The sequence below is a fragment of the Ahniella affigens genome, from assembly GCF_003015185.1.
Lineage (GTDB): Bacteria > Pseudomonadota > Gammaproteobacteria > Xanthomonadales > Ahniellaceae > Ahniella > Ahniella affigens.
In genome coordinates this window covers 5,295,087-5,321,409 of record NZ_CP027860.1, presented here as the reverse complement: position 1 = coordinate 5,321,409, position 26,323 = coordinate 5,295,087, and the positions used below count along the sequence as shown (strand labels likewise).

At 62.0% G+C, this 26,323-nt stretch carries 20 protein-coding genes; 8 read left to right on the top strand and 12 right to left on the bottom strand.

Going from position 1 to position 26,323, the window contains the following annotated elements; translation table 11 throughout:
* Nucleotides 1-109: 109 nt before the first annotated feature.
* From C7S18_RS20615 to C7S18_RS20580, 8 genes are all read right to left on the bottom strand, one after another.
* Complete coding sequence (locus C7S18_RS20615; RefSeq protein WP_106893340.1) at nucleotides 110-1,396, bottom strand: peptidase MATCAP family protein; 1,287 nt, start codon at nucleotides 1,394-1,396, stop codon at nucleotides 110-112.
* Nucleotides 1,393-2,601 carry a GGDEF domain-containing protein gene (locus tag C7S18_RS20610; RefSeq protein ID WP_146152047.1) on the bottom strand — a complete coding sequence of 403 codons (1,209 nt, stop codon included), beginning with the start codon at nucleotides 2,599-2,601 and terminating at the stop codon, nucleotides 1,393-1,395. The genes C7S18_RS20615 and C7S18_RS20610 overlap by 4 nt, the downstream gene beginning before the upstream one ends.
* 28 nt (nucleotides 2,602-2,629) lie before the next feature.
* Entirely contained in the window at nucleotides 2,630-4,012 is a 1,383-nt protein-coding gene (locus tag C7S18_RS20605; RefSeq protein ID WP_146152046.1) for a hypothetical protein, read from the bottom strand.
* 114 nt (nucleotides 4,013-4,126) lie between these two features.
* Nucleotides 4,127-5,110 carry a general secretion pathway protein GspB gene (locus tag C7S18_RS20600; protein WP_106893337.1) on the bottom strand — a complete coding sequence of 328 codons (984 nt, stop codon included), beginning with the start codon at nucleotides 5,108-5,110 and terminating at the stop codon, nucleotides 4,127-4,129.
* Between the two features lie 143 nt (nucleotides 5,111-5,253).
* On the bottom strand, nucleotides 5,254-6,360 hold the full coding sequence (ribD, locus tag C7S18_RS20595) for a bifunctional diaminohydroxyphosphoribosylaminopyrimidine deaminase/5-amino-6-(5-phosphoribosylamino)uracil reductase RibD (protein WP_425481110.1): 1,107 nt from the start codon (nucleotides 6,358-6,360) through the stop codon (nucleotides 5,254-5,256).
* A complete protein-coding gene (locus C7S18_RS20590) occupies nucleotides 6,357-6,827 on the bottom strand; it encodes a GNAT family N-acetyltransferase (RefSeq protein ID WP_106893336.1) in 471 nt (156 codons plus the stop codon). The genes ribD and C7S18_RS20590 overlap by 4 nt, the downstream gene beginning before the upstream one ends.
* Nucleotides 6,824-7,342 (bottom strand): transcriptional regulator NrdR, encoded by a 519-nt coding sequence (gene nrdR / locus C7S18_RS20585; RefSeq protein WP_106893335.1) that lies wholly within the window; start codon nucleotides 7,340-7,342, stop codon nucleotides 6,824-6,826. Before nrdR ends, C7S18_RS20590 begins: the two co-directional genes overlap by 4 nt.
* A 234-nt stretch (nucleotides 7,343-7,576) precedes the next feature.
* On the bottom strand, nucleotides 7,577-11,740 hold the full coding sequence (locus tag C7S18_RS20580; protein WP_170113394.1) for a PKD domain-containing protein: 4,164 nt from the start codon (nucleotides 11,738-11,740) through the stop codon (nucleotides 7,577-7,579).
* 314 nt (nucleotides 11,741-12,054) lie between these two features.
* On the opposite strand from C7S18_RS20580, the gene C7S18_RS20575 reads away from it, so the two are divergent.
* The 6 genes from C7S18_RS20575 to C7S18_RS20550 all read left to right on the top strand — a co-directional run bounded on the left by C7S18_RS20575 (nucleotide 12,055) and on the right by C7S18_RS20550 (nucleotide 18,368).
* A complete protein-coding gene (locus C7S18_RS20575; RefSeq protein WP_106893333.1) occupies nucleotides 12,055-13,242 on the top strand; it encodes a LysM peptidoglycan-binding domain-containing protein in 1,188 nt (395 codons plus the stop codon).
* A gap of 111 nt (nucleotides 13,243-13,353) precedes the next feature.
* Nucleotides 13,354-14,511, top strand: a complete 1,158-nt coding sequence (gene dprA / locus C7S18_RS20570) for a DNA-processing protein DprA (protein WP_240623938.1) — start codon at nucleotides 13,354-13,356, stop codon at nucleotides 14,509-14,511.
* Between the two features lie 118 nt (nucleotides 14,512-14,629).
* A complete protein-coding gene (locus tag C7S18_RS20565) occupies nucleotides 14,630-15,094 on the top strand; it encodes a Smg family protein (protein WP_106894127.1) in 465 nt (154 codons plus the stop codon).
* A 126-nt stretch (nucleotides 15,095-15,220) separates the two neighbouring features.
* Entirely contained in the window at nucleotides 15,221-16,561 is a 1,341-nt protein-coding gene (locus C7S18_RS20560; protein WP_106893332.1) for an RDD family protein, read from the top strand.
* Between the two features lie 110 nt (nucleotides 16,562-16,671).
* Complete coding sequence (locus C7S18_RS20555; RefSeq protein WP_106893331.1) at nucleotides 16,672-17,598, top strand: ABC transporter ATP-binding protein; 927 nt, start codon at nucleotides 16,672-16,674, stop codon at nucleotides 17,596-17,598.
* Nucleotides 17,595-18,368 carry an ABC transporter permease gene (locus C7S18_RS20550; protein WP_106893330.1) on the top strand — a complete coding sequence of 258 codons (774 nt, stop codon included), beginning with the start codon at nucleotides 17,595-17,597 and terminating at the stop codon, nucleotides 18,366-18,368. The genes C7S18_RS20555 and C7S18_RS20550 overlap by 4 nt, the downstream gene beginning before the upstream one ends.
* A gap of 13 nt (nucleotides 18,369-18,381) precedes the next feature.
* On the opposite strand, the gene C7S18_RS20545 is transcribed toward C7S18_RS20550, so the two are convergent.
* The 4 genes from C7S18_RS20545 to lgt all read right to left on the bottom strand — a co-directional run bounded on the left by C7S18_RS20545 (nucleotide 18,382) and on the right by lgt (nucleotide 21,453).
* Nucleotides 18,382-19,176, bottom strand: a complete 795-nt coding sequence (locus tag C7S18_RS20545) for a hypothetical protein (protein WP_106893329.1) — start codon at nucleotides 19,174-19,176, stop codon at nucleotides 18,382-18,384.
* On the bottom strand, nucleotides 19,170-19,586 hold the full coding sequence (locus C7S18_RS20540; RefSeq protein ID WP_106893328.1) for a hypothetical protein: 417 nt from the start codon (nucleotides 19,584-19,586) through the stop codon (nucleotides 19,170-19,172). The genes C7S18_RS20545 and C7S18_RS20540 overlap by 7 nt, the downstream gene beginning before the upstream one ends.
* Nucleotides 19,587-19,809: 223 nt before the next feature.
* Nucleotides 19,810-20,604 (bottom strand): thymidylate synthase, encoded by a 795-nt coding sequence (locus C7S18_RS20535; RefSeq protein ID WP_106893327.1) that lies wholly within the window; start codon nucleotides 20,602-20,604, stop codon nucleotides 19,810-19,812.
* Between the two features lie 3 nt (nucleotides 20,605-20,607).
* Nucleotides 20,608-21,453 carry a prolipoprotein diacylglyceryl transferase gene (gene lgt, locus C7S18_RS20530; RefSeq protein ID WP_106893326.1) on the bottom strand — a complete coding sequence of 282 codons (846 nt, stop codon included), beginning with the start codon at nucleotides 21,451-21,453 and terminating at the stop codon, nucleotides 20,608-20,610.
* A 130-nt stretch (nucleotides 21,454-21,583) separates the two neighbouring features.
* Here lgt and C7S18_RS20525 point away from each other — a divergent pair, with 130 nt between their 5' ends.
* Both C7S18_RS20525 and C7S18_RS20520 read left to right on the top strand, forming a co-directional pair.
* Nucleotides 21,584-25,351, top strand: a complete 3,768-nt coding sequence (locus C7S18_RS20525; protein WP_106893325.1) for a Calx-beta domain-containing protein — start codon at nucleotides 21,584-21,586, stop codon at nucleotides 25,349-25,351.
* Nucleotides 25,352-25,551: 200 nt separating this feature from the next.
* Nucleotides 25,552-25,998 carry a GNAT family N-acetyltransferase gene (locus C7S18_RS20520; protein ID WP_106893324.1) on the top strand — a complete coding sequence of 149 codons (447 nt, stop codon included), beginning with the start codon at nucleotides 25,552-25,554 and terminating at the stop codon, nucleotides 25,996-25,998.
* Nucleotides 25,999-26,323: the final 325 nt, after the last annotated feature.

Here is a 26,323-nt window from a genome sequence, read left to right as displayed (position 1 = left end):
GGTTACTTGCGATCAGGATGGGCATCAGTCGTAAATGGACTGAGTACATCAATCAACGGGTTATCGTGTGTTTGATGAGAGAGGGAGCGCTTCTTGAAACTCGCGCAGCCTACACGCCGAGATTCAGATCCCAGGTTTGCACGCGGTCCAAGCGGATCTTGTTCGCGAACAGAGAGAACGCGAGCATTCCGGCCAGACCGTTCGCGCGCTGGACCCATGGCGGCAAATACAGCGGCGCCGTGATATAGCCCGCGTCGAACCAGGGCTCCAATACGACAACGTCGTGCAACGTCATCTTGCCGGCAAACAGATTGCGGCACAGTTTCAGCTTCTGATTCTTCAGCGCCCAGCGGAAAAACGTATGCACGCTGAGGAGCCCGTGCAAGTAGACCGTGTCCTTCGTGAATGCCGAGCCGCCCGTTGTGGGCGCGCCGCGGAAGATACGCGCGGCGGAGGTATAGGCCTCGGATTCGGTCTGGCCGCTAGCCATGAACAGCTTGAAGACGTCGATGAAGTTCGCGCCATCCTGGGCTTTATCGATGCCGATGATGCGCATCGAAATGCGCTTCATGCGGCCAATGTCGATCGTGCCCGTGATCAGTTCGGCGAAGGTGGCCAGACCCTCTTGCGTGGACGTGATGCGCGGCGAGTTGCGGGCCATGGACGCGAGGTTGGGCTGTTCGCGGCCGTTGAGCGCCGTCAGTGAATGCACGAAGGCCTCGTGCTCGAGCAACTGGTGGCGATCGTATTCGGAGAAGCAGGTCGCATTGCGGAGACGGATGCGCGTGGGACCGGCGGCGGCCTTCGCCGTTAGTTCCGGATCGATCTCGACACGTACTTTGTGATGCACGAAAAACGCGTCGAGACGCTCCTGCAGTTCCTGCTGCATGATCTGCGCGCTCAGGCAGTAGTCCGCTTCCTGGCTTGAGAGCTCATGCGATAGTTCGTCAGCGAGCGAAATGAAATGCAACGCCGCCTCGACGTTGTGATGCTCCGATCCCGGCAGGAAATCCCCCGGCTGGCCGAACAGGCGTGCGGAATGGGTGCCGATGTCGGCGGTGCCGGCGGCGTCGAGCATGGCGGTGGCGATTTCCCAAGACTCCGCGGTGCGGCGCACATACCCACCCACCGGATGGTCCTCGGCAAAGCGCGCTTCGTGCTGGATCGCATCGAGCTCGGCGCGGATCTCGGTGAAGTCGCGCTTCTTGTAGCGGACTTCCGGCAGAAACGGCTGGCCACGATGCCAGGCAGCGAGAAACTCATGTTGCAAGGACGCCGGCCAGCTCAGAGCGTCGAGCATGCGAATGCCGCGGACGGCATCGACGAGGCGCTTGTCCAGTTCGGCGAAATAGCGCAGGTCAGCTGCGCTACCGAGTTCGGCTGGCACGGCATTCATAGGCGATTCCCGGACGCCTGGCAGACGCGGTTGCGGCCCTCGTTCTTGGCCCGATACAACGCGCGATCGGCATCGATCAGGAAGGTGTCGCTGCTCAGGTGCCGCTTGGCGTCGAACTCGGCCACGCCGATGCTGACATGAATTCGCAGTGTGGGTTGCTCGGGCACGACGGCCACGGCCGCCAAGCCGATGCGAAACGCTTCGGCACGGGTGGCGGCTTCAGGCTCGGTGTGGCCGGGCAGTAACACGGCGAACTCTTCACCACCAAGGCGAGCCGGCAACTCGCCCTGGCCCGCGAACACCAGTCGCAGCTGCTCCGCAAAACCACTCAAGCACGTGTCACCAATCGCATGCCCGTGCTGGTCGTTGATCTGCTTGAAGTGATCCAGATCGATCACGAGCAGCGACACGGGCCGGGTGTGGTTCGTTGCTTCGGCGCGCACCCGCTCCAGTTCTGCGACAAACACGCGCCGATTGGCGAGCAAGGTCAGATCATCGGTGCGGCTCATCCGCTCGAACGCATCGCGCTGCTGGCGCAGCGTCTCCTGAAAGTCGAGACGGTCATGAAAGTCGCGATGGGAGCGAATCAGCGACGTGATCACATAAGCGAGATAGACCGTCAGGCTGAAAGCCACGGCGCGGTCGTGCCCTGGCATCCACATCAAAGCCGTGGCCGGCGCATAGATCAGCACCACGGCCAGCAACGACGGCCAGAAACGCATGCTGTAGGTGTGTGCGATCGCCGTCGCAAAGCCAGCGGCGCCCACGAGCAGGGCCATCCGCGCATTGGCCAACACCGGGCTGATCAAGGTCCACAACACGACGGCGCCCCAAACCGCCGCCGAGACTTGGATGATCAGCCATTGCAGGTCCAGCCAATGCGTCAGGACGCGCGGGTCCTGCGACACCGGTGGCCGCAAGGCCAGTCGCGCCACCGCCAAACTGACGAAGATCACGGCGATGGTCAGCGACGCCCACGGGTACACGCTGATCGCGGGCGTGAAGAGGCACACCAGCAACCAGCCCAGTACGTAAAACACCCCGCCCACCACCATGCGCCGCCTGGTTTCGTCCACCTCGTGGGCGAGCCTGCGCAGGTTGATACCGCGGTGTTCGATATCCCGTTCCATGGCGCCGATCATTAAGCCAGTTTGGCGGGCGGTCAAGCTGGCGTCGCGAGGCGGTGTGGCTCGGCGCCGGTACACGCCGAGTCTCCAGGTCGGTTACTGGGTGCTACTCCAGCCCGTCCGCAAACAACGGTGCCAATTGCAGCCGAGTCAGCGAAGCATCCGTGTCCGCGCCCAGCCACTGGCGCACGCCGGTGACGAGCAGTCGGTTTGGGGTCGTGCGGGCATCGATATAGCCTGCCACCGCTTGATCGTCGGCTTCGGCGACGCTGTTTCCGTGGGCGAATTCGATCGCGATGTTGTCGCCTGGCAAAGCCGTCCAACTGCCTCCCGGTTTGATGAAGCGATACAGCTCGAAGTCGAGATCGACTTCGATCGGATCGACTCGGTAGCCGCTACCTATTGCGTAGACTTCGGAGCCATCGGCGCTGACCGCAAGATCATTGACGAAGAAGTTTGTGCCGACGACAAAGTTGTTGGTTCCAACGATTCGGGATGTGCAGGTGCCAAGCGTCGGCGCACCGGTAGTCGGCACGTTGATTTCCAGCAACCATAGGTACTCAATGGTCTGTAGAAGGTCGTCGAAACTCGCATTCCCTGCGACCAGCACCTTGTCACCGGCTACCTTGGCCACTCGGGCGCGCCCGGAGGTCGCCGCGCTCATCGCGCCGCAGGTCGCAAAGGGAATGGGAAAGGTGGTTGTGTTCGAGCCGCCCAGCGTGCCGTCGTTATACGTGGTCATGCTGATCGCGTTGTCGATGCTGTTGTCCTTGTATGCGAACACGGCCGGGACGCGCTGCGAACTGGCTCTGCCCATGCCAATCGGATCGTAGATGCCACCGGTGACAGGGATGAACGTATTGCCACCGTTAGCGGCACCGGAAAACTGGGCGCGAATAGACAGCCCGAAGGATGCGTTGGTGTTTGGGTTCGTGACGGTTCTAAGGACCAGGACGTCGCTGGCGGAACAGACCAAGTCGACGACGCGCTCCGGACCCAAGGCGTCCGCAGTGACCTTGCCGTCGCCTTCGAAGACACTGGTGTCGAGGTTGCCGGCACCATCGAAGGCGTAGATCGCGGACAAATTCTCGCTGGCCGTGCCCTCCACGACGCCAATCACGAAGCCCGTGCTGTTAGGTCGCTGGCAAGCGGCATCGACGCGGAGCACGTCGAACGTCTTCACGGAGCTACTGACGCCACCCGTTGTGGAGAAGGACGAGATGACGATGCGCGTTTTCCCGGCTGTGGGGCTGGCCGCTTCGCCGATGACCGTGTAGCCACCTGTGACACGATCGACGAACACCGCAACACCGCGATCCGCGAGCGTGGAGCCGGGGACATCATAGGAAGCCGTTGCGGTGGCACGGCTGGAGCCGAACGACAGATCGAGGTCGGCCATCGGCGCGACCGCGTTGCTGACGGTGGAAATTGCCAGCGCCGCCAGAAAGACCGCTCCTGGCAGCACCGTGTGAGTACGTTTGATTGTCATGGTTCGACCCCGAGGCTGGTTTTGTTCCAGGCAAGCGCCTGGGTTCCAATCGGGGTACGAGGTCAGAGGACGAGATGGGACAAGTTGAAAGCGTTCTCGAAACTACTTGAGCGGTCAATCGCGACCAACCCGAAACTCGGTGCCGCGGAACTCCAGCACCGCGCCGTCTGGCAGCACCCGCTTCAGCCACAAATCTTGATCGAGCACGCCGTTGTCACTGATCCGACGTTCCTTGTAGACCACGAAGCGCTGGTTCGGATCGGCGGCATAGCGATGCATGCTGAACTTGACCGGTGGCAAGTCATGACGTAGCGAATAGGGCAGGTCTTCATAGCGCGGCAGCAAGTCGTCCGGATTCGCCGACGCCACATCTGGCGGCATGGCGGGATTCGCCGCATCGACCGGCATCGATTGGTTTTGGGGCGGATCGGTTGGCATCACCGCCATGGCTGAAACGTTTGGGTCGACGCTGACGGCCGGAGGCTCCACCGCCAGACTCGCGTCGGCGTTGACTGCAGGCGCTAGCGGCTCGCTGGATGGATTCGGCGCAGTCACATTCGTTGGTGTCACGGTCGGCAGTGCACCGGGCTCGGCCGGCATGGGAGGTTGCGACACGGGACTCGGCGGCACCGGTGCAGGTGCCGGGATCGGCGCCAGCTCTGCCACATAGGCAGGCGCACTGGGATCGGGCTGGATGTCGGCAGCACTGTTTTCTGCTGCGCTCCCGCTGGGCGCAGGCGATGGCGGCGCCGGAACTGGTTCAGGCGCTGCACCCTGGCGCTGCAATTCCGCCGGTTTGCGGGCACTCGCGGCAAGCGCGGGCGGATTGGCCGGTTGTTTTGAGCCTGATGGGTTTGAATCTGATGCTGCCGGCGCATCGACCTCGGCTAGCGGCGGAAAGCGATCGGGCCACAATTCGCGCCGGTTTTGCCAGGTACCGGCCAGCGCCACGCCGATGACCGCCAATACGGCCAACCACGGCCAGATCGGCCGCGGTTTGCTCGCGTGCCAGACGGGCGCGGGCATGGGCGTGGCGATGGCGTCGTCGCCCAGACGTGCCGCCTCGGAACGTTTCAGGGCATCCAGAATTTCACTCATGCAGGCATTATGCGGCAGGGTAGGTGGAGAAGATATTCAAACCGTTAGGCACGACTGGCAGGGAACTGTGCAATTGTCGCCGTGGCGCGTCGGCTTTGAGGCCATACGCTTTTGTATACGAGATTTGGACTCCAGAAGGTGCATCAGGTTCCGGTCGCGGTGACCGGACGCAAACGCCAGCGCCAATCCGAGCCGATTGGGCGGTGGTCCACGCACTGCCATTCTGGCTTGGCTGCCATGTTGGATGGGCTCAAGCCAGCGAACACCGGCATGCCTGAATCGCCGAGCAGACAAGTGTTTTGATACAGCAGCCACTCGTCGATCAGGCCTTCCCGAAGCAGGGCGCCAGCGAGCGTGCCGCCCGCCTCAACCATCAGGTCATTGATTCCTTGCCCGGCGAGCCAGGCCAGCGCGCCCGTGAGGGACAGGCGGCCGTCAGGGCCGTGAGCGATCCCCCAGACTGTTGCGGCCGGACAGCGGGTCTGCAGACTTTTCACGTGTTCGGGCGCGGTCAGTACCCATGTCGGGGCATCGTCGGACAGCAGTTTGGCCGAGGCGGGCAGGCGGCCTTTGGTATCCAGTACGACTCTTGCGGGCGCCACGCAGGGCGCGTCCACTCGTGCGGTGAGGCTTGGATCGTCGGCCAAGACGGTGCCAACGCCGGTCAAAATGGCGCCAGACGCAGCGCGCCAATGTTGCACGTCGGCGCGCGCAGCTTGGCCGGTGATCCATTTGGATTCACCGGAGCGAAGTGCGATTCGACCATCCAAGCTGGTGGCGGACTTGACGCGAACAAAAGGCCGGCCGCGCTCGATCCGGCTCAGAAATCCCTCGATCTGCGCCTGGGCCGCGTCGCGCATCAGGCCCGTCTGCACGACAACGCCAGCCGCCTGCAGTCGCGCCACACCCTTGCCAGACACCAGCGGATTCGGGTCGGCCACCGCATACACCACGCGTGCGACGCCGGCTGTCTTGAGCGCGTCCGCACATGGGGGCGTGCGCCCCGTATGCGCGCAGGGCTCGAGCGTTACGTAGATCGTGGCGCCATGGGCTCGTGTGCCGGCTTCGCGGAGTGCGAACACTTCGGCGTGGGGTTCGCCAGCCCGCTGGTGAAATCCGCGGCCAACGACGGTGTCCCCTTGCACCAACACGGCGCCGACGCAGGGGTTTGGCTTGGTGGTGTAGCGTCCGAGTTCGGCCAGGCGCAGGGCCTCGGCCATATGCCCATGATCGGCCGCCGAAAACATCAGGGTACCCGTTCCATCACCGTGACGGGTTCGGCCCAATCCTGCATGACCGTGGTCTCGGACCAGCCAAGCTTCTGGTAAAAGGCCTGCTGGCCTGAGGTGTACAGGTAGAGCTTGGGCATGCCCAGCGCGCGTGCTTCGGCCAGGCAGCGTTCGACCAAAGCGATGCCATGACCTTGGCCTCGGTATTCCGGCCAGACGTAGAGGCTCGCCAGCCAGGGTGAATAGGCACGGATGTGCTCGTGATCATTGGCGAGCAGGCTGACCGAGCCGACGAGGCATTCGGCATCGGCTTCGCCGTCGATGAGCACCATCGTGGTCGGCACCGCACAATGATCGACGTGCGATTCCAGCTCCAAAAGCGCATCGGACTCCTGCCAGTGCGGCAGTAACGGGCCCCATTCTTGGTGGTGGGCATGCGCGAGACGCGGCGCATAATGCATGCGCTCGGCCAGATACACAAATTTCATCCGCGCTTGGATCCCGGTTCGGCATCGCCCAGCAGCGACATTTGCTTGCCTTCCAGGATGGGCAAGTCGCGCTCGAGTTGCTCGACTTCTTCGCGGAATTCCTTGACGTCCTCAAAGCGTCGATAAACCGACGCAAAGCGCACGTAGCCGACCTGGTCAATGCGCTTCAGCTCGGCCATGACCCATTCGCCAAGCCGCCGCGATGCCAGCTCACGCTCGCTCAAACCGCGCAGTCGTTTTTGGATGACACTGACCGCCTCATCGATGGTGTTGGCATCGACCGGGCGCTTGTGCAGCGCGCGCTCGAAACTGCCTCGCAACTTGCGCTCGTCAAAGGGCTCGCGCCGGCCGTCGTGCTTGACGATCATGGGGGTCTTGAATTCGACCACCTCGAACGTGGTGAAGCGCTCATTGCAGGCGTCGCAATGACGGCGACGCCGAACCTGGCTACCGTCTTCGGTCAGACGGGAATCAACAACCCGAGTGTCTTCATGGCGGCAGAAGGGGCAACGCATGCTAAGAGCTTAGCAGGCGCATCCATTGATGCCAGCCCTGGTTAGCTAAGGACCTCGACGGGAAGTCAGCGCCCGATTTGCCGGCTTGCCGCGAGGCCGATCCTCACCCCGGATCAGGTCCGGGGTGAGTTTGATCTGCTGCCGGTTCAACTGAGACGGAGCTGAAACAGCGTCGTACGTGCTGCCCCAGTACGTTCACACGATCGGGCAGACCTGAGTCCAGCGACCACGGGTTTACTCGAAGCCGTTTGCAAACAGAAGCGGTGTGGCCTGCGGCGTCGGGCTCCCATCCAGTTCGCGCAGGAACGCGAGTAGCGCGTCCTGCTCGCCCTGGGGCAAGGCGGCAACCCGTCGGTGCGCGTTGGCACGTGTCAGATCAGCGGCCGTGCTGACGACGATCTCGTCGACCGACAGGTACCAGCCATTCGTGCCGATGCTGATCACGTTGCTGTTTCCGGCCAGCAGGGGCACATTCTCGATCCGGATCACATCCCAATTCGTACTGCGCCAACTTGGCGAGTTGTTGGTCGCCGGCACCGCATTGGCCGCATGGGTCTGGCCGTTGATCACCAGACTCAGCGCCTGCATCTGCGCACCGGAGCGTGAGTTGCTAAAGCGGATCTCGATTGCGCCCGTGCCGCCCGCCCCGCCCGCGACATTGTTGAACACGATGGCCTGGCCTGCCGAATCGACACTGGCGTATGCGCGTCCGCGCACCAGATCATCGTTGTTCAAATCGACGAACGCATTCTGCAAATTGGCGCCACCCTGCAATTGCGCGGTCTCGGCTGGATACCGGGTACCGCCCGTCACTCGGAAGACATCGGCAAGGGTCGCGGCAGCGCCATCGTGGAAATATGGTGCCGTCGCGTGCAGACCGCGCAGGCCAGGCGTATCGATCCCGTTCAGTGGTCCGCCCAGCCGTTGTCCCGAGGTATCTCGAAGCGTGCCGACATCGTGAAGCGTGGCCGCTCCCAACGTGCTGTCGGTATAGGTTGGTGGCACATGACAACTGGTGCATTGTTCACGCGCAAACAGCGTTTCGCCGGTTTGCGCCAGCGTGGTGAAACTGCCGTCGGCGTTCCGAAACGGACTTCGGGCGATACTGGCGTTGCCGAGCGATCCAAGATAAGCGGCCAAGCCATCGAGTTCGGCGCTGAGCCCGGCCTTGGGTGGGCCAAGCGGTGCGCTGGTGGCGGCGAATTGCGGATCGGTCAGGAACCCGCTGCCGCCGAATGCATTGCGAATGTCGTTTTCGAAATCCTGGATCTCGTCGAAGTTTGCCGACCAGTGCACATTGCCGTGCGCCGTGCCGCCGCGGCCGTTCAGGGTGGTCGTGTTGCGAAGCCCCTCGCCTCGGCCGGTGAAATCCCACACGCGCCCGTCCTCACCGCCATCCAGATGACAGGTTGCGCACGAGAGGTAGCCCTCGGCGCTCATGCGTGGGTCGGCCGCGTGATAGAACACCCGCTTGCCGAGCAGTTGGCTGGCCGTTAGCGGCTCATTCGCCACGACCGGGATGTCGGTACGAGGAGGCGCAATCTGGCCCTCGCGAAACAAGGAGCCCGTTTCCAGAACGGTCACGCTGCGGCCCATGAAATTCTGCACAAACGTGCGCTCGGTTTGCGGGTCCACGCAGACTCCCTGCGGCGCGGCGCCCACCGCGAGTCGCGTGACCTGGGAACCGAGTCCCGTCGACTGATCCATCGCCAACGCATCGAACACGACCAACTCGTTCATGCCCTGCAAGCTGACAAACAAGTAGTCGCCCAGCGGCGAAAAGGCGAGTGCGTAGGCGGAGTCGGAGTTGTCAATGTCGATCGCGCGGCGCACCCGGGCATTCGGATCGGCAACCGTGGGGTCCACTTCCACGAGCAGATTTCGCACGCTGTTGTCGGTGTCCAGGTCCTGACTGGCGTGAATCAACAGGCCACGCTCACTATTGGGCTTGTTACCGGTCACGAACAGCCGACCGGTGCGCGGCGACAGCGCCGCACCGGCGAGATCGTTGATCACACCCTTACCGCTCGCGGTGGTGTCGCGATTGGCATCGTCGCCAAACTTGTTGATCCGGTGCGCGGCAACGAGTGTCATGGTCGCAGCGTTGATCTCGAATGTCTCGCCGTGATGCTTTGGTGACAGAAACCGCGTCGCGAACACGCGGCTGCCATCGCTGCTGACCGCCAGCGCACGGGGTCGACCGGCCACCGGCAGACTGCCCGTTTGCTGTCGCGACACCGCGTTGTAGCGGCGGACTTCCTGGCGCTGTTGCAGACTGACGAACACATTCGCGCTTGCCGGATCGATGGCCAACGCGGCTGGCGCACTGCCATAGCCCGTGTTGAGTTCGCCAAGCAACGCGCCGGTGTCCGGATTCAATACCTGGACGCGATCATCGTCGAAGCATGCCACCCACAACTGGTTGCTGTTGCTGAGCGCAAGGCTGCGTGGGTCGGCGCACACCGGATACTCGGCGATCAGCGTTGCCGTATCGGCATTCAGCACGCTGATCGTATTGGCGTCCGGATTGGCGACAAACACCCGGCGCGCGGCGTTCGCACAATGGATCGAACTGCTTTGCGTCGGCGCGCCGGCGGCCGGTGCTGCCGTGGTCACCGTGGTGGTCCGCGACGCGATCACCCCACTTGGATCGCGCACCTGCACGCTGACCCGATAGTGCCCGGCCGCCGCAAAGGCATGTTGACCCGAACTGCTTGCCGACCACGCGGTTTTGGCACTGCCATCGCCGAAGTCGTAGCGATACTGCAGCGTGTCGGCATCAGGGTCACTCGCGGTGGCCACGAAATCGATATTGGCGGCGACGGGCGCTGGATACAGATTCGCGCTGACGCCGGTCACCGTTGGCGGCCGATTGCCGCCGAGTGCGGCGCCTGTCGAGAACGTGAAGGCATAGGCCGGCATGCTGTTGCCGGCAGCATCGCGAACGCCGACGACACGGAATTCATAGCTGGCATCGGCGTCCAGCTGCGCATTCGGCTGAAACGTCAGCACGTCATCGAATGAGAAGATCCAGGTGCCCGGTAGCGCGGGGCCGAATGTGCCGGGCCCGGTGATCCGGCGCAGCAGCAGCGAGGTGCCGACTTGCAGCGACAGCGTGTCGAGCGTTTCATGGATCAAGAGCGAGATCGGCGCGCCGCGCGGAAAGTTGCTTTGCCCGGCGCGCGGAATATGAAATGCCACGCTCGGTGGACGTGTGTCGGGGTCGGCCTGGTGCGCAAAGATGCCGATCGCCTGATCGCTACCAGTGCCACCCGCCACGACGAGATTGCCCAATGGCATCGCAAACTGGCCGATATCAATGTGCGCCGCTTCGGCGGGGAATTGCAGGACCGATTGCCGCGTGCGCATGTCGATCTTGTGATCTCCGATGAATGCGAACTCGTCCTGGAACTGGCCGTACATGGCGCCGGACCCGGTGTTCGAGCGCGACAAGGCAGTGTCGCCCACGAACCGAAGATCACTGGGATCGGTGGCATCCACCACGCGCATGCCATTGCCGTTGTCGTTGTACGGAAACACGATGTAGAGCTCGCCGTCGTTGCCCCAAAGTTCTGGCCAGTAACCACCAGGGCCACCGGTTTTCAGCACATCGAGCAGCACCGGCTGTGCCGGGTTGCTCACATCGTAGGTCGCAACGCCCGTGCGGCTTTGGTCGGATGCGAAGATCAGGAGGTTGCCCAGAAGGAATGGGTGGCCAACCACCCCCGTCTGGCCCAGGTGATCCCACTGCGACAGCAACTGACTGCCCGGGTTGAACACCGGACCACCGTAGCGGATCGAGGCCTGGCCGCTGATCGCGCCATAGCTCCACCAGGTCTCATCAATGTGCCAGGGCGCGAACAGGCTCCCACGCGTGCCCGCACCCAGGTGACCCGAAGCGTCACGCGTGATGCCTGGAACGCCGTTTACGGCTCGGAACGACCACGGCGCCTCTGGCGGCCAGTCGGCGCCCACGACTAGCCAGTGACCGGCTGTGCCCGTCATGAAGTTCTGGCCGACATGAAAGTAGCCATGCGCGTTGATGGGCATCGGTGTATCACCCAGCGACCAGCCGAGCGCACCACCGCGATCGGTCGCTGGTGCGCGCGCAATGATGCGCGGATTCGCCGTATCACTCAGGTTCCACATGCGCGCCTGGAAGTTCGAGTTCGGCGCGCTCGACGGGACTTCCGGGACCGTGAACAAGACGCCGTTGTGCCACGCCATGATGGCCGCCCGGCCATCGGTCACCGCAAAGGGTCCGGCCACGAGCGCGCCGGGGGTGCGCGCGACGTTCTGGAACCCGATTCCGGTCGGCCAGTCCGATGTGGTTTGTGCTGTAGCGGTTCCGACGGTCAACAGCAGCGCCAGCGATAGCAACAATGAGTCGGGACGCATGGATGGAACTCCGGTTCTGTCTGAAAGCCAGCAAGGTGCATGCCGGGCGGGTTTGAACAATGTGCGCCAAGTCACTGATTTAAAAAGTCCTAGTGCGTTCATGAGACCGTCTCCAGAGGGGATGCCGCGGGCTCGGCCAAGAGCCAGAACCAAGCCGCGTCGCACCAGGGATGACGCAAAAAGCCACCCAAAACGACATCTGGGGTCCAAATCTGGGGGTCGAAAATCGGGACTGTGCGCCACCCCCATTTTCTCTGGTAAAAGTTTTGGGCTACACTCGGGCCAGTCCGTTGTGAATCAGGACCTTAGCCGCCATGCTTAAAAAAACACTTGCAGTAATCGCCGGAACCCTCCTGACCTGCGGAAGTTTTGCGGCCGAGGTCACGCTCCGTGACGATCATCCGACCGAATACACCGTTGTTGAAGGCGATACCCTTTGGGGCATTGCCAAGCGGTTCTTGAACGATCCTTGGCTGTGGCCGGAAATCTGGCAGGCCAACTCGCAGATCGCGAATCCGCATCTGATTTATCCGGGCGATCAGTTGAGTCTGGTCTATATCGATGGCCAGCCGCGTCTCGTCAAGGGACAACGCCCCGGTGTCGTCAAGCTATCGCCAAAGGTCCGGGACATCTCCGATCGTCAGGCGGTCACCGCGATTCCGCTGGCAGAGTTGGAGCCGTTCCTCGAACAAGCCCGCGTCATTTCACCGGCAGATGCCAAGTCACGCCCTTACGTCGTCTCCGTGGAAGACCACCAGCTTTATGGCCACGGTGACCGCGTGGTCTACGTCCGCGGCTTGAATGCTCGTGCTGGCGAAGAGTTTGATCTGGCCCGCGCGACTTACGTCTATCGTGAACTGCCGAAGCGCATGCCTTGGAACAAAGGTCCCGCTCGCGTAGTTGCGGAGCCTTGGGATTCGAGCGGCGCGTTGACCTTTGGCAAGCTGTGGACACAGCTGACCGATTGGCGGAGCGAAAAGAGTGAGCACATTCTGGGCCACGAAGTCGTATGGGTCGGCCGTGGCCGCGTGATTGCCGCAGGCGATCCGGCGCAAGTGCTCATGCAGCATGGTGGCGAGGAAGTCAAAGCCGGTGACTTAGTGCTACCGCCTGAGCGCGCGCCCTATGACTCGTCTTACTCGCCACACGAGCCGGAAAGCGTGCCCGACAACATGCGTGTACTCGCTGTGTCGGACGGCATTTTCCGGTCCGGTCCGTTGATGGTGGTGGCGCTGTCCCGCGGTGCCCGCGACGGTGTTGCGAACGGTCAGGTGTTCTCGATCTTTGCGCCCGAGCGCCAGATTCGTGACACCGTCAAGCATCCCGAAGGCGATATCCGCACGGCCTTCACGCCATCCAAAGCCAAGGTCACGCTGCCGGAAGAGTATCTGGGTCATGTCATGGTGTTTCGTACCTTCGAAAAGGTCAGCTATGGCCTGATCATGGACGGCATCCGGCCCGTCGAGATCAACTCGGTGCTGCGGCCGCCGCGTTCGACCTGATCACGCGATCGCGCTACAGATTCGCAAGCGGCCTTCGGGCCGCTTTGCGTTTCTGGCGTCCGAAACCGAACAAACTCAGAAATTTCTTAGGGCAGTTTCAGAAAATCGCCAATGCGCGACGACCCGGAGATCGGCGACAGTCCGGGCATGAATGATCGCGATTCTCTGATTCTGGCCCGCCTGATCTGGCTGCGCACTCCGGGCGTTGGCCCGGCCAAGCTCGCTGAGCTGCAACGTATCGGCCATCTGGCTGAGTTGCTCGCCATGAGCGAACAAGGGTTTCAGCAGCTCGGACTGAGTGCGGCCGCGATCAACTGGTTGAAACGGCCAAACGAGCATCAGATCGCCGCCGATTTGACCTGGTTGCAGCAGCCCGGTCATGCCTTAATCTGGCCCGACGAACTCGACTACCCACGGCTGCTTTCCGAGGCATTGGACCCGGCACCACCACTGTTTGTCGCCGGCAGTCCCGATTGCTTGCATTGGCCTACGATCGCCGTAGTTGGCGCGCGCCGCGCCAGCGCGGGCGGCATCGAGAACGCGCGCTGGTTTGCGACCGAGTTGTCCCGCGCGGGCTACACCGTGGTCAGCGGCCTGGCCTACGGCGTGGACGCCGAAGCACACCGCGCGTGCCTCCAGGCTGGCGGACCCACCGTTGCCGTGCTCGGCACCGGCGTCGATGTGCCGTATCCGCTTGGCAACACGCCATTGGCCCAGGACATCCAGCGCCAGGGGGTGCTACTCAGCGAGTTTCCGCTCGGCACGTCGCCGCGACCCGAGCACTTTCCAAGGCGCAATCGGGTGATCAGCGGCCTCTGCCGGGCCACACTGGTGGTGGAGGCAGGGCTGAAATCGGGGTCATTGATCACCGCGCGGCTTGCTGCCGAGCAAAATCGCGAAGTCTTTGCGATCCCGGGCTCGATTCACAACGAACATGCCCGCGGCTGCCACCGCCTGCTGCGGGACGGCGCGTGCCTGGTCGAGTCGCCGGCCGAAATCATCGAACTGCTGGGCGGCCTGCTGGCACGAATGGGCCATGGCGCGCTGCCCCCGCAGCCGGTACGCCCGGCGTTGCTCAGTGAGGCGGAGCATCAGCTTGCCGACGCCATGGGCTTTGATCCGGTCGACTTCGATACGCTGCAACGTCGGACTGGCTTGACCACTCAGGCGATCTCGACCATGCTGGCCGCATTGGTGCTGAAGGACAGGGTGGCCGACCTAGGCGGCGGCCGGTATACCTGGCTGGCGCGCTCGGATGTCGGCTCATGAACGACAGCAGCATATGAACGACAGAGGCACCTCACCCGGAGTGCCTTTCGAACCAGAGGTCCGCCTGACCGAGCGTGCAGCCGGCAGTCCGCAAGCAGGCCCGAACAAAGGATGGCGGATGAAAGAGAACATGCTGGAAGTACTGGTTTACCTGTTCGAGAACTACTTCTTCTGCGCACCCGAAAACACCACGTTCGATCGCGACAGCATGCAGGATGCGTTGCTTGAGGCCGGCTTTCACAGCAACAACATTGGCAAGGCCTGGGATTGGCTGGCTGCACTGCAGGCACCACCCGAGGCCCCCGCGTCTACGGCGCACCCAGTGCGCATCTATGCCCCGATTGAGCAGGACTATCTGGACGTCTCTGCGCGTGGCTTTTTGCTGCGCCTGGAACAGCACGGCATGCTCGACGTACGAACTCGTGAGCGCGTGCTGGAGCGGGCGCTGGCTCTGGAGCATGCGCCCGTACAAGTCGAAGAATTGAAGTGGGTGGTGCTGATGGTGCTGTATAACCAGCCCGGTCGGGAGGCGGAATTCGCCTGGATCCATGCCGAGCTGTTGGGCGACGCCCGACTGCATTGAGCCGGCAAAACTTTACGGTCAGCCAGGGCCGTTTGTCGGTCACGTCTGCACTTCTTTCGCCAACCCCTTGAGTGAAAACACAAACACTCGCAAACTTGGGGTTCAGGTCTGACTACGGGAGCCGCCATGAGCGACGACGCCATCTGGTACTACAGCAATGCCGCCAAACAGCCAAACGGCCCGGTCGGAATCGCCCAACTGAAGGAAGCCATGCACGCACCGGGCTGGTACGAGCGCGCGCTCATCTGGCGCGACGGCTGGCCGCAATGGCGCCCCTGGAAAGAGGTCGCAGCGGAACTCGGCATTCCGTTGCCGATGCATGCTGAGGTGACGGCGCCACCGCCGCGTGCGCCAGCACCAGCTCTGGCGCCAGCGCCAGCGCCGGCACCAAGACCGCAGGCATCGCCACTCGCAGCCACCGAGATTTATCCCGCGCCGGCTGCCATGCAGGCGGCCGCACCGCCGCGCCCGCCCGTCAGCGGTCAGCGTCCGGCAGCTCCCGCACCCGCCGCTGGGTTGCCTGATTCAGTTGCGGAGTCCGAAATGGTGTACGCCGGCTTCTGGCGGCGTTTTGTGGCACTGCTGATCGACGGCGTGCTGCTCACCATCATCATCGTTCCGGTCCTGGCCATCGCTGGCGCCATTCTGACGCCGATGATGATGGCGGGTGCCATGAACGGCGAGCCGAGCATGGGCCCCATGATTGCGCTGATTGCGATCAACGGCTTCATGTCACTGTTGGGTGCTTTCTACTTCGTGATCTGCGAACGCAGTGCGTCCGGCGCCACGCTGGGCAAACGACTGATCGGCATTCGGGTCGTCGACAAGGAAGGCCGCCGAATCGGTTTTGGTCGCGCTCTCGGCCGTTTGTTGGGCAAGATCGTGTCCGGCATGCCGCTTTACTTGGGCTATGTCATGGCGGGCTTTACCGGCCGCAAGCAAGCCTTGCACGACATGATCGCGGGCACGCTGGTGATCGACAAGTCGTCGCGCACGCAACTTGGCGGCAAGTCCGGCAGCGGCAGCATGGGTCTGATCGTCGGGCTGATTGTGGGCATTGGCCTGCTTGGCGTCATTGGCGTCGGGATCTTGGCAGCCATCGCAATTCCGGCCTATCAGGATTTCAACATGCGCAACAAACTTGCCGCCGCTTACAACGAAGCGTGGCCAATTCAGATTGCCGTCTCCGAATACTTCAACAGCAACGATGGCAATTGCCCAGGCAACGGCGATGGCACCGTCGGCAGCGCCGACAGTTATTACGGTTTGTACTTTTCTCGCGCCGAGGTCCAGCGCGGCACGGATGACAGCGGCACGCAGTTCTGTCTGATCAACCTGACCCTGGCTGGCGACCCGAAGCTTTCGGGCAAGATGCTGCAGCTTGCGATGGACGCCAATCAGACCTGGAGTTGCGCCTCCAGCGATGCCGACATCAACCGCTGGCTGCCCAAGAGCTGCGCGCAGTAATGTTCTTGCAATCGGCCTGATTGCCCCTTGAACGGGCGACAAACAGCGCCACAATAGAAGCTTGACGAGGCGCCGGTCCAGCCGGCGCCTTTTTTCTTTGTGGAGAGGCCATGACCGCCGCACTCGAGATTCTGGATCTACGAAAAACCTATGACACCGGCGTGCATGCGCTCAAGGGTGTCTCGCTGACGGTCGAACCCGGCGATTTCTTTGCACTGCTCGGCCCGAATGGTGCCGGTAAATCCACGTTGATCGGTGCGGTTTGCTCGCTCGTCCGCCCGAGTGCCGGCAGCATCCGGATCTTTGGTGAGGATCTCGGCCGCCAGCGCGAGTCGGCATTGGGCATGCTGGGTGTCGTGCCACAGGAAATCAATTTCAACCAGTTCGAAAAACCGTTCGATATTGTGGTCAATCAAGCTGGGTTCTACGGCCTGCCCCGCCCGCTGGCCAGGGAGCGCGCCGAGCGCTATCTGAAGCAGTTGTCGCTCTGGGACAAGGCCTTCGTGCCGTCGCGAACGTTGTCGGGGGGCATGAAGCGCCGATTGATGATTGCTCGCGCCATGGTCCATGAGCCGAAGCTGCTGATCCTCGATGAACCGACCGCCGGCGTGGATATCGAAATCCGCCGTTCGATGTGGCAGTTCGTGGAGCAGATCAACCGGGCTGGCACGACCGTGATTCTGACCACGCACTATCTCGAAGAGGCTGAGCAGCTGTGCCGCAACATTGCGATCATCGACAAGGGTGAAATCATCCGAAAGAGCGACATGAAGTCGCTGCTGGCGAGTTTGGATCGGGAGACCTTTGTGCTGGACCTAGTCGACAGCTGCAACAGCTTGCCGAATGTCGATGGCGTGCAGTTGAAGCGGATTGATGATCACACTCTGGAGGCGGAAGTCGCCAAGGGGACCGAACTCAATGCGGTATTCCGCGCGCTCGACGCCGCCGGCATTCGGCTGCGCAGCCTGCGCAACAAGGCCAATCGTTTGGAAGAACTGTTCTTGAACCTGGTCGACAAATCCGGAAAAGCAGCATGAACACGCGTGGCAACCTGACCGCTCTGAACACCATCGTGATGCGCGAAGTCACGCGTATTTTGCGTATCTGGGGTCAAACCCTGGTGCCACCCGCGATCACGATGACGTTGTACTTTGTCATCTTCGGCAACCTGATCGGCAATCGCATCGGCGAGATGAATGGGATCCGGTATATCGATTTCATCGTGCCCGGGCTCATCATGATGAGTGTGATTCAGAACAGCTACGGCAACATCGTATCGAGCTTTTTTGGCGCGAAGTTTCAGCGCTTCATCGAAGAGATGCTGGTGTCACCGACGCCAAACTGGGTGATTCTGGCCGGCTACTGTGTTGGCGCCATCGTTCGTGGCTTGATGGTGGGTGCAATCGTGCTGGTCGTCGCGATGTTCTTTACGAAGATCAAACTGCATCATCCACTCGTCACATTGCTGACGTTGCTGCTGACGTCCGTCACGTTTGCGTTTGCCGGCTTCATCAATGCGATGTATGCGAAGAAGTTCGATGACATCGCGATTGTCCCCACCTTTGTGCTGACGCCACTGACGTATCTCGGCGGCGTGTTCTATTCGGTGTCGCTGCTGCCGCCGTTTTGGGAAAAGCTCAGCCACTTCAATCCGATCCTGTACATGGTCAATGCATTCCGCTATGGCCTGCTCGGCATCTCCGATGTACCGCCTCTGCAATCGATCACCGTGATGGCATTGGCAGCAATTGCACTTGGCGTTTACGCCAGCTGGCTACTGAAGCGCGGGCGCGGCCTGCGGAGTTGAGGCAGGCCGGCGATCAGGTCGTCGAGTCGTCTTCCATTGGGGCCGGACGGTCGCCGATCAACGCCGCTCGCCGGGCCGCAGCGATGCGTTCATCGCGTCGACGGTTGCTGGCCTGGATGATCGCGCCGAGATAGAACCCGATCAATGCGGGTGAGAGTACGATGGAGAGGAAGTTCAAGGTCACCACGACGGCATAGGCATCATCGTAAGGCGTCGGCTCACGGTCGCGAATGCCGGCCATGATCTGAAAAACCGCCTGTTCCAGATTGAGCATGCCGAGCGTGATCACAATCAACGCCATTGGCAACAAGGCCGTCACCACCGCTTGCGGCCACTCCAGTTTCGCGAAGTGCCGCAAGAACCAGATGAGCAACGCAAGTCGCCACAATGCCACGATTTTCAGAAACGTGGCATTGAGCGCCGACGCTTCGGCCGCATCGACCGAGCGCTCGACCGGGATCGCATACAAGAGTGCGGGCAGTGACGTCATCGTCACGAACACCAACACCGACCGATAAGTCCACCGTTCGGGCCGAAGTGGAACAACCACCAGCCAGAGCAATGCCGAGAGCACGAACACGTAGGCGACCGACCCGAGCCCTGCGTACTGCCACCACTGCGCGGACGGGTGATCCCAATATCGGCCCAGGCCGGCGAGCCATGTGACGAACAGACCGCACAGCAGATAGCGGTTGGCATGGTCGGCCATGCCGCGGGACGGCAGGTGGAACGACAAAATCCGAACCTGATCCGCCATCCAGAGGCCGAGCAGACCACCTACACTCAGCTTTGGTTCGCGGCTTACCATTCCTCAAACGTCGGGGTCTTGGCGCTGGTGCGGGGAAAGGTTCCATCCGCATACACGCCGTTGCCAAAGCCGCATTCTGTTTGCTCGGGGTCGGTCTTGATGACGACACTCTTGGCGTCGAACGTGAAGGTCAACTGGCAAGGCCCGTTTTCGTCGCTGAAGAAAATCCCTTCGCCATTCTTGAGCTCGAATTCGCCGCCGATGATGCCCATGTTGTAGCCCGGTGGCCCGGCCTGCAGTTGCAGCTGGAAGCGCACCGTCGTGCCCTCCTGGATCAGCGCAAGATGTCCGCTGGCCTCGTGCTTGTCCGCCCATTCCCATGTGCCGGTGACCGATTCGGCAGCGTGGGCATTCGCACTGACGAACAGCGCAGCGAGCAAGGTACCGAAATACGAAGACAAGCGATGCATAGTGGCTCCCTGGCGGAATGGTCTGATGGTGCCCCGATCCTAGCAACCTCTATGCGGCCGTGGGGCTGACCGCTGTGTCTGCCCGAATTGTGGAGTGCCTCGGTGCTGGGTGCCCCGATTTGACGGCTGTCTCGAACATCGGGTTGACGCTTCTGACGAACCAACATGCCCGACAGAGGCCTGGGGCAGAGGCGAGGCCTGGGGCAGACACAGGGTTCTGCCCCTACACCGCAATCGGTGCCTTGATGGCCGGATGCGGGTCGTAACCATCGATCCGGATGTCGTCGAACTGGAAGCCATCGATGTCGCGCACGGTCGGATTCAGCCAAAGGGTCGGCAACGCTCGCGGCGTTCGCGTCAGTTGCAGCCGCGCTTGATCGAGGTGGTTCTGGTACAGATGGGCATCGCCCAACGTGTGCACAAACTCGCCCACATGCAGGTCACATACCTGCGCGATCATGTGCGTCAACAACGCATACGAGGCAATGTTGAACGGCACGCCGAGAAACACATCGGCACTGCGCTGATACAGCTGGCAGCTCAGTCGGCCGTTGCCCACATAGAATTGAAACAGCGCGTGGCACGGTGACAGCGCCATGTGCGGCAAGTCCGCCACATTCCAGGCATTGACCAGCAACCGCCGCGAGTTCGGATCAACCTTGATCCGCTTGATCACCTCGGCGATTTGATCAAATGTCTGGCCATCAGCCCCTTCCCAGCTGCGCCATTGCTTGCCATAGACCGGGCCCAGGTTTCCATCAGCGTCGGCCCATTCATCCCAGATCGACACTTGGTGCGCACGCAGGTAGCCGATGTTGGTGTCGCCCTTCAGGAACCAGAGCAGTTCGTGAATGATGGAGCGCAGATGCAGCTTTTTTGTGGTCAGCAGCGGAAAGCCCTGGCTTAAATCAAACCGCATCTGGTAGCCGAAGACCGAGCGCGTACCTGTCCCAGTGCGGTCGTCCTTATCGAGGCCTTTGTCCAGAATGTGCTGCAGCAGGTCGAGGTAAGTCTGCATGGCTTAGTTGAAGTGCTTTTGGCGGTGCGACCAAAACAGCAGGAACAGTCCGAACAAGATCATGGGAAGCGAGAGCACCTGACCGGTCGTGACCCAATCAAACGCGATGTAGCCCATCTGTTTGTCGGGCTCGCGGAAGAACTCCACGATGAAGCGCTGCACACCGTAACCCAGGCAGAACAGCCCGGAGACGGCATAGCGGGGCCGCGGCTTGCTGGAAAACCACCAGACCAGCACGAACAGCACGACGCCTTCGAGGCCCGCCTGATAAAGCTGCGACGGATGCCGGGCTTCGTGATCCAGGAGTCCTTGTGCTGCCTGCAGTCGGATTTCGTCCATGCTCAGATTGCCAGGCAACGCGTTCGGAAAAATCATGCCGACCGGGGCATCAGTATGCCGCCCCCACAACTCGCCGCCGATAAAATTGCCCATACGACCAAAGCCCAGGCCAACGGGCACCAGCGGCGCGACCAAGTCCAACGTGTCAAAGGGATGGCGGCGCAGTGACCAGGACCAACTGAAGCAGGCGATCATCACGCCAAGCAGCCCGCCGTGAAACGACATGCCACCCTCCCAGACCTTGAACAGGCTGAGCGGATGGGCGAGCAGCTCGGGCGTCGCGTAAATCAGCATGTAGCCAACGCGTCCGCCCACCACAACGCCGATCATTCCGTAAAACAGCAGATCGGACAGTTGATCGGCATTGACGCCATAGCGATTGCCGGCCACCCGACGTCGGCCAAGCCACCACGCGGATCCGAGGGCAGCCAGATACATCAGCCCGTACCAATGAATTTTGACAATGCCAAGGTCCAGGGCAATCGGATCAATGTCGTGCAGAATGGCCATGGCGGAGCAGTCGAAGATAATCCGCCATTGTCACCGAAGTTGACCAAACTGTCATCGGGACGTCCGTCTAAGGGTTGAGTCAATCGATCTTAGGTTGGAGACTAGTCTCCGTCTTCCGAGGAGACGCTCCATGTCCCGATCTGTTTCAATCCGCGCCGTTGCCTTGGGACTGTCGATCAGTGCCCTGGCCGCCTGTGTCAGTCAGAACTACCCGAACACGCTCCACCGCGACGCTCCTGCAGGGGCCGAAGCCGGTGAACGCTACGATCAACCCGGCGAGGCGGCCGAGTTCTACCTCCGCCAGCGCGTGGCGCCTGGCATGCGCGACTTGCCCGTCGAACGCCTGCTTGCGGGGCGCGAGCAGATGAAGCGGATGACTCAAATTGCCAGCGGCGCACGCCTGGTCTATCTCGATGAGTCCGACGTTGCCAATCGCGCGCCAGATGCGATTCTGGCAGCGTGGCAGGAACTCGGCCCCGGCAATATCGGCGGCCGTACGCGTGCGATGGTCATCGACCCCACCACGCCGAATACGATGTACGCGGCTGGCGTTGGCGGTGGGGTTTGGAAGACTACAAATGCCGCCGCCAGTTGGGCACCAACCAGCGACACCATGGCCAATATTGCCGTCTCGGCCCTGGCGTTGGATCCCGGCAACGCGCAAGTCTTGTACGCCGGCACCGGTGAGGGCTCGTTCAATGTGGACGCCATTCGCGGCGCCGGTATCTTCAAGACCACGAATGGTGGCAGTACCTGGACCCAGCTCGCGAACACCACCGGTAGCAATTTCTTTTTCGTCAATGATGTGGTGGTGGCGCCGTCGAATAGCCAAGTAGTCGTGGCGGCCACCAACACCGGCATCTTTGTCAGCAGTGACGGTGGCGGTACGTTTACCCAGCGCTCGACAGAGGTTCGCTGCTTGGATCTGGCGGTGAGCACCATCTCCGGCACCGATACCTGGCTTGCCGCTTGCGGCAACTTCTCGCAAGGCAAAGTGCTCCGCAGTACGGACACCATCAGCTGGCCGCAGACGCTCGGCACGGCGCCGTTGGATGCGGGGCTGGGCCGTCTCGCTGTAGCGATACGTGGCACACGTGCCTACGCCATTGGGTCCAGTCGCGTGGCGGGCCCAGATGTGACGTCTGATGGCAATGGCGACTACCTGCACCAATTGCATGCCTTCTATCGGTCGGACGATGGCGGCAGCACCTGGACCGCAACGGTGCGCAATACCGATCCCCATCGCGGCAATACGATGTTGCTGTCGGGCTACTTTGCCTGTTCGACGCTGTTACCCGGAATCGGTCAGGGCTGGTATGACATCACCGTTGCGATTGATCCGGTCGATTCCAATATCGTCTGGGTCGGCGGCGTCAATGTGTTCCGTTCGGATGATGGCGGTAGTACCTGGGGTCGCGCCGATCCGGCGCATCCGGATCACCACTCGTTTGTGTTCCATCCTCAGTTCAATGGCACATCGAATCAGATCCTGTACAACACTCAGGACGGTGGCATCTACCGGACCAACAACGCGCGCGCCGCGGTGGCGATCTTGCCGGCGACGGTCGGCAGCAACTGCACGCCTGCGAATCCGGTCGTGAGCTGGGCTTCGGTCAACAACCAATATGCCGTGACCCAGTTCTATCACGGGACAGCCTACCCGGATGGCACGAGCTATCTGGCTGGCGCGCAAGACAACGGCACCAACCGCGGCACCGATGCTGCGGGTCCGAATGCGTGGTCGTCGTTGACCTGTGGCGATGGGGGCTATACCGGCGTCGACCCGAGCAACACGAATGTGCTGTATGCCGGTTGTCAGAATGTCGACCTTCGCAAGAGCAGCAATGGCGGCAGCACTTGGCCATCTGCCGATAGTGGGATTTCAACATCGGAAGGCACCGCGTTCATCCCGCCGCTCCAGATGGACCCGAACAACTCGCAACGCCTCTGGTTTGGGGGCTCGCGTGCGTGGCGCACCGACAACGCCGCAACCAGTTGGACGGCGGCGTCTGCCTTGTTCAACAGTGGCAACGACGACGTCACCGCGATTGCCGTCGCGACCGGCAACAGCAATCTCGTGCTGATGGCCGGCAGTAGCGGCAGCAATCGCATCTACCGAACCACCACAGCGACCACCGATACCTCGGCATCTGCCTGGACCTCGACCGCGGTCGGCGGCTACGTCGCCGCACTCGCCTTTGCGCCAAGCAACAGCGCGATCGCCTACGCCGCCATTGCGACGTTTGGCGCCACGCATGTGCTGAAGAGCACCGACGGCGGTGCCACTTGGTCGGCCGCAGCCGGCTCGGGCGGCGGCGCATTGCCCGATGTGCCGGCCTTGTCGGTGGCCGTGCATCCGACCGATCCAAATCGCGTCTGGGTTGGCACCGATATCGGCGTCTTTACCAGCCTGGATGGTGGCGGTACTTGGGCTGCGGAAATCACGAGCTTCCCGAACGTGTCGACCGAGTGGCTGCAGATTATTGGCAGCGGCAATAGTGCGCAGTTGTTCGCGTTCACGCATGGCCGCGGCGCATTCAAGCTCAGCCTTGCCGCTGGCCCCGGCACGCTGGCCTTTGCGCAGGCGTCGCAACTCGTCGCGGAAGGTACGACGGCGCAGATTCAGGTCAATCGCACTGGCGGCAGCGACGGTGCGGTCAGCGTCAACTATCAGACGGCCAATGGGACTGCCGCTGCACCGGGCGATTTCACGAGCACCACGGGCACCCTGAGCTGGGCTGCTGGCGATGCCACCCCGAAAACGATTACGGTGCCGACCATCAATGACGGCAGCACCGAAGCCGACGAGACGTTTACCGTCTCGCTGTCAGGCGCGAGCGGCGGTGCGACGCTCGGTGCCAGCACGCATACTGTTACGCTGCGCGATGCTGGTGTGTTCCCACCGAACTGCGTGTTCCCGGCCAACTTCAGTACCCCGGACGATGGCAGCCTGCCCTGGCAGGTCGCAACGGACAGCGTGCATGAAGGCGCCTGCAGCCTTCGTACGCCAACTGTGCTGGGCAATAGTACGAACGCGCGCATTCAGACCAGCGGCAATTTCCAGGCTGGGAATGTCACGTTCTTCGCTCGCGTGTCTTCTGAATTGGATTGGGACTGCTTCCGCTTCTACGTCGATAGCACCGAGCAAAACATCGGCAGCAATTGTGCCCAAGTGGGTGGGTTCGGCCAATCTGGTGAAGTAGCATGGCAGCAGTACACCGTTGCGATTGCCGCCGGTAACCACACGCTGACTTGGTCCTACGAAAAAGATACCGCCGCAACGGGTAACGCCGATGCCGCCTGGATTGATCTGGTGACCTTGCCCGCTCTGGCCGGTACGCAGCCTGCCTTCACGAGCAGCGCGCCGGGCAACGGCACGTTTGGCTCGCCTTACTCGCACACCTACACTGCATCCGGTTCGCCAGCACCGAGCTTTGCACTTCAGAGCGGCATCTTCCCGCCCGGATTGAATCTGGTCGGCGCGGTGCTTTCGGGCACGCCGAATCAAGCCGGTACGTTTACTGGCACGGTTCGCGCAACCAACACCGCTGGCAATGCGGATCAGGTCTTCAGCATCACCATCGCGGCGATTGTCCCGGGGGCACCGAGCATTACATCCGGTACACCCGGCAATGCAACGGCGACGTTGAGCTTCAATGCACCAGCGAGCACTGGCGGCGCGGCAATCATTGACTACACGGCAACGTGCACGAATGGCGGCTCCTTCCAAATCACCGGGGCGGGAAGCCCGCTGACCGTGACGGGCCTGAGCAACGGGGTCACCTACAGCTGCACCGTGCGGGCACGCAACAGTGTCGGCCCGGGTCCGGACGCGACAGCCGTCAATGTCACGCCATCGGCCGTGGCTGACAGCATTTTCGCAAGCGGATTCGAGTGAGGCGCTGCCGCGGTTGCGGGAGACTCTGAACAGCTTCAGAGTCTCCGCGAGCGAAGGCGGGTCTGAGCCAGACCGTCCTTGGTTGGGAACGAAACGGTTCGGGTTGCGTCCGGCATGGTGAAAGCAAGAATGTGCCGGATCGCAACCAGGGTGGTCCAAACCACACGGATTGCGAACACGCCTTCAGAAGCCCACTTGCCATGCAATTGCTCGCGATCCGTCCGAATCAAGTCCTCGATCCCACGCTCCTGACCGCGCCCGAACTCGACAGCGTGCTGACTGCGACTTTGGCGATGTACGAGCAACGTGGTTACCGGGAACCCTGGATCGGTTATCTGGCCGTTCGGTCCGGTCAGATCATCGGCACCTGCGGCTTCGCCGGGCAACCGAAGGACCACGAGGCCGAGATCGCCTACTTCTGTTTCCCCGCGTTTCAAGGCCTCGGCTTGGCGACTGAAATGGCCCGGCTTCTGATAGAGACCCATCGCCAGGCGGCCGCGGCGGCGTCATGCCGCGTGATTGCGCATACCTTGCCGGAAGTGAGTGCATCGACCCGAATTCTGGCCAAGCTCGGCTTTAGCTGCCTTGGCGCGATCACGCATCCCGAGGACGGCACTGTCTGGAAATGGGCCTTGCTCGAATCGTGACCGCCCGATCGTGCGCTTCCGCTTTCGCTCGGTCCTACATGTACAGGCCGGCCTTTGCACGTGTGGAGTGCCTTGACTATGCTTTGGTGGGAGCTTGCACTAAAGGTGCGCTTATTCGCGCATCAAACTGTCGGCGACAATGCGTGATTCTTACAACGGCGCAGTGTGGCAAGTAGCCCTCTCCCCAGCCCTCTCCCACTCGCGTGGGAGAGGGAGTCGGCTCGCTCCCCCGCGATCGCGGGGGAGGGCCCGGGGAGGGGGTTACTTGCGGTCAGAATCATTACCACCCGCAATTTATTGGTTCGCAAAACCAATGAGTTATGGC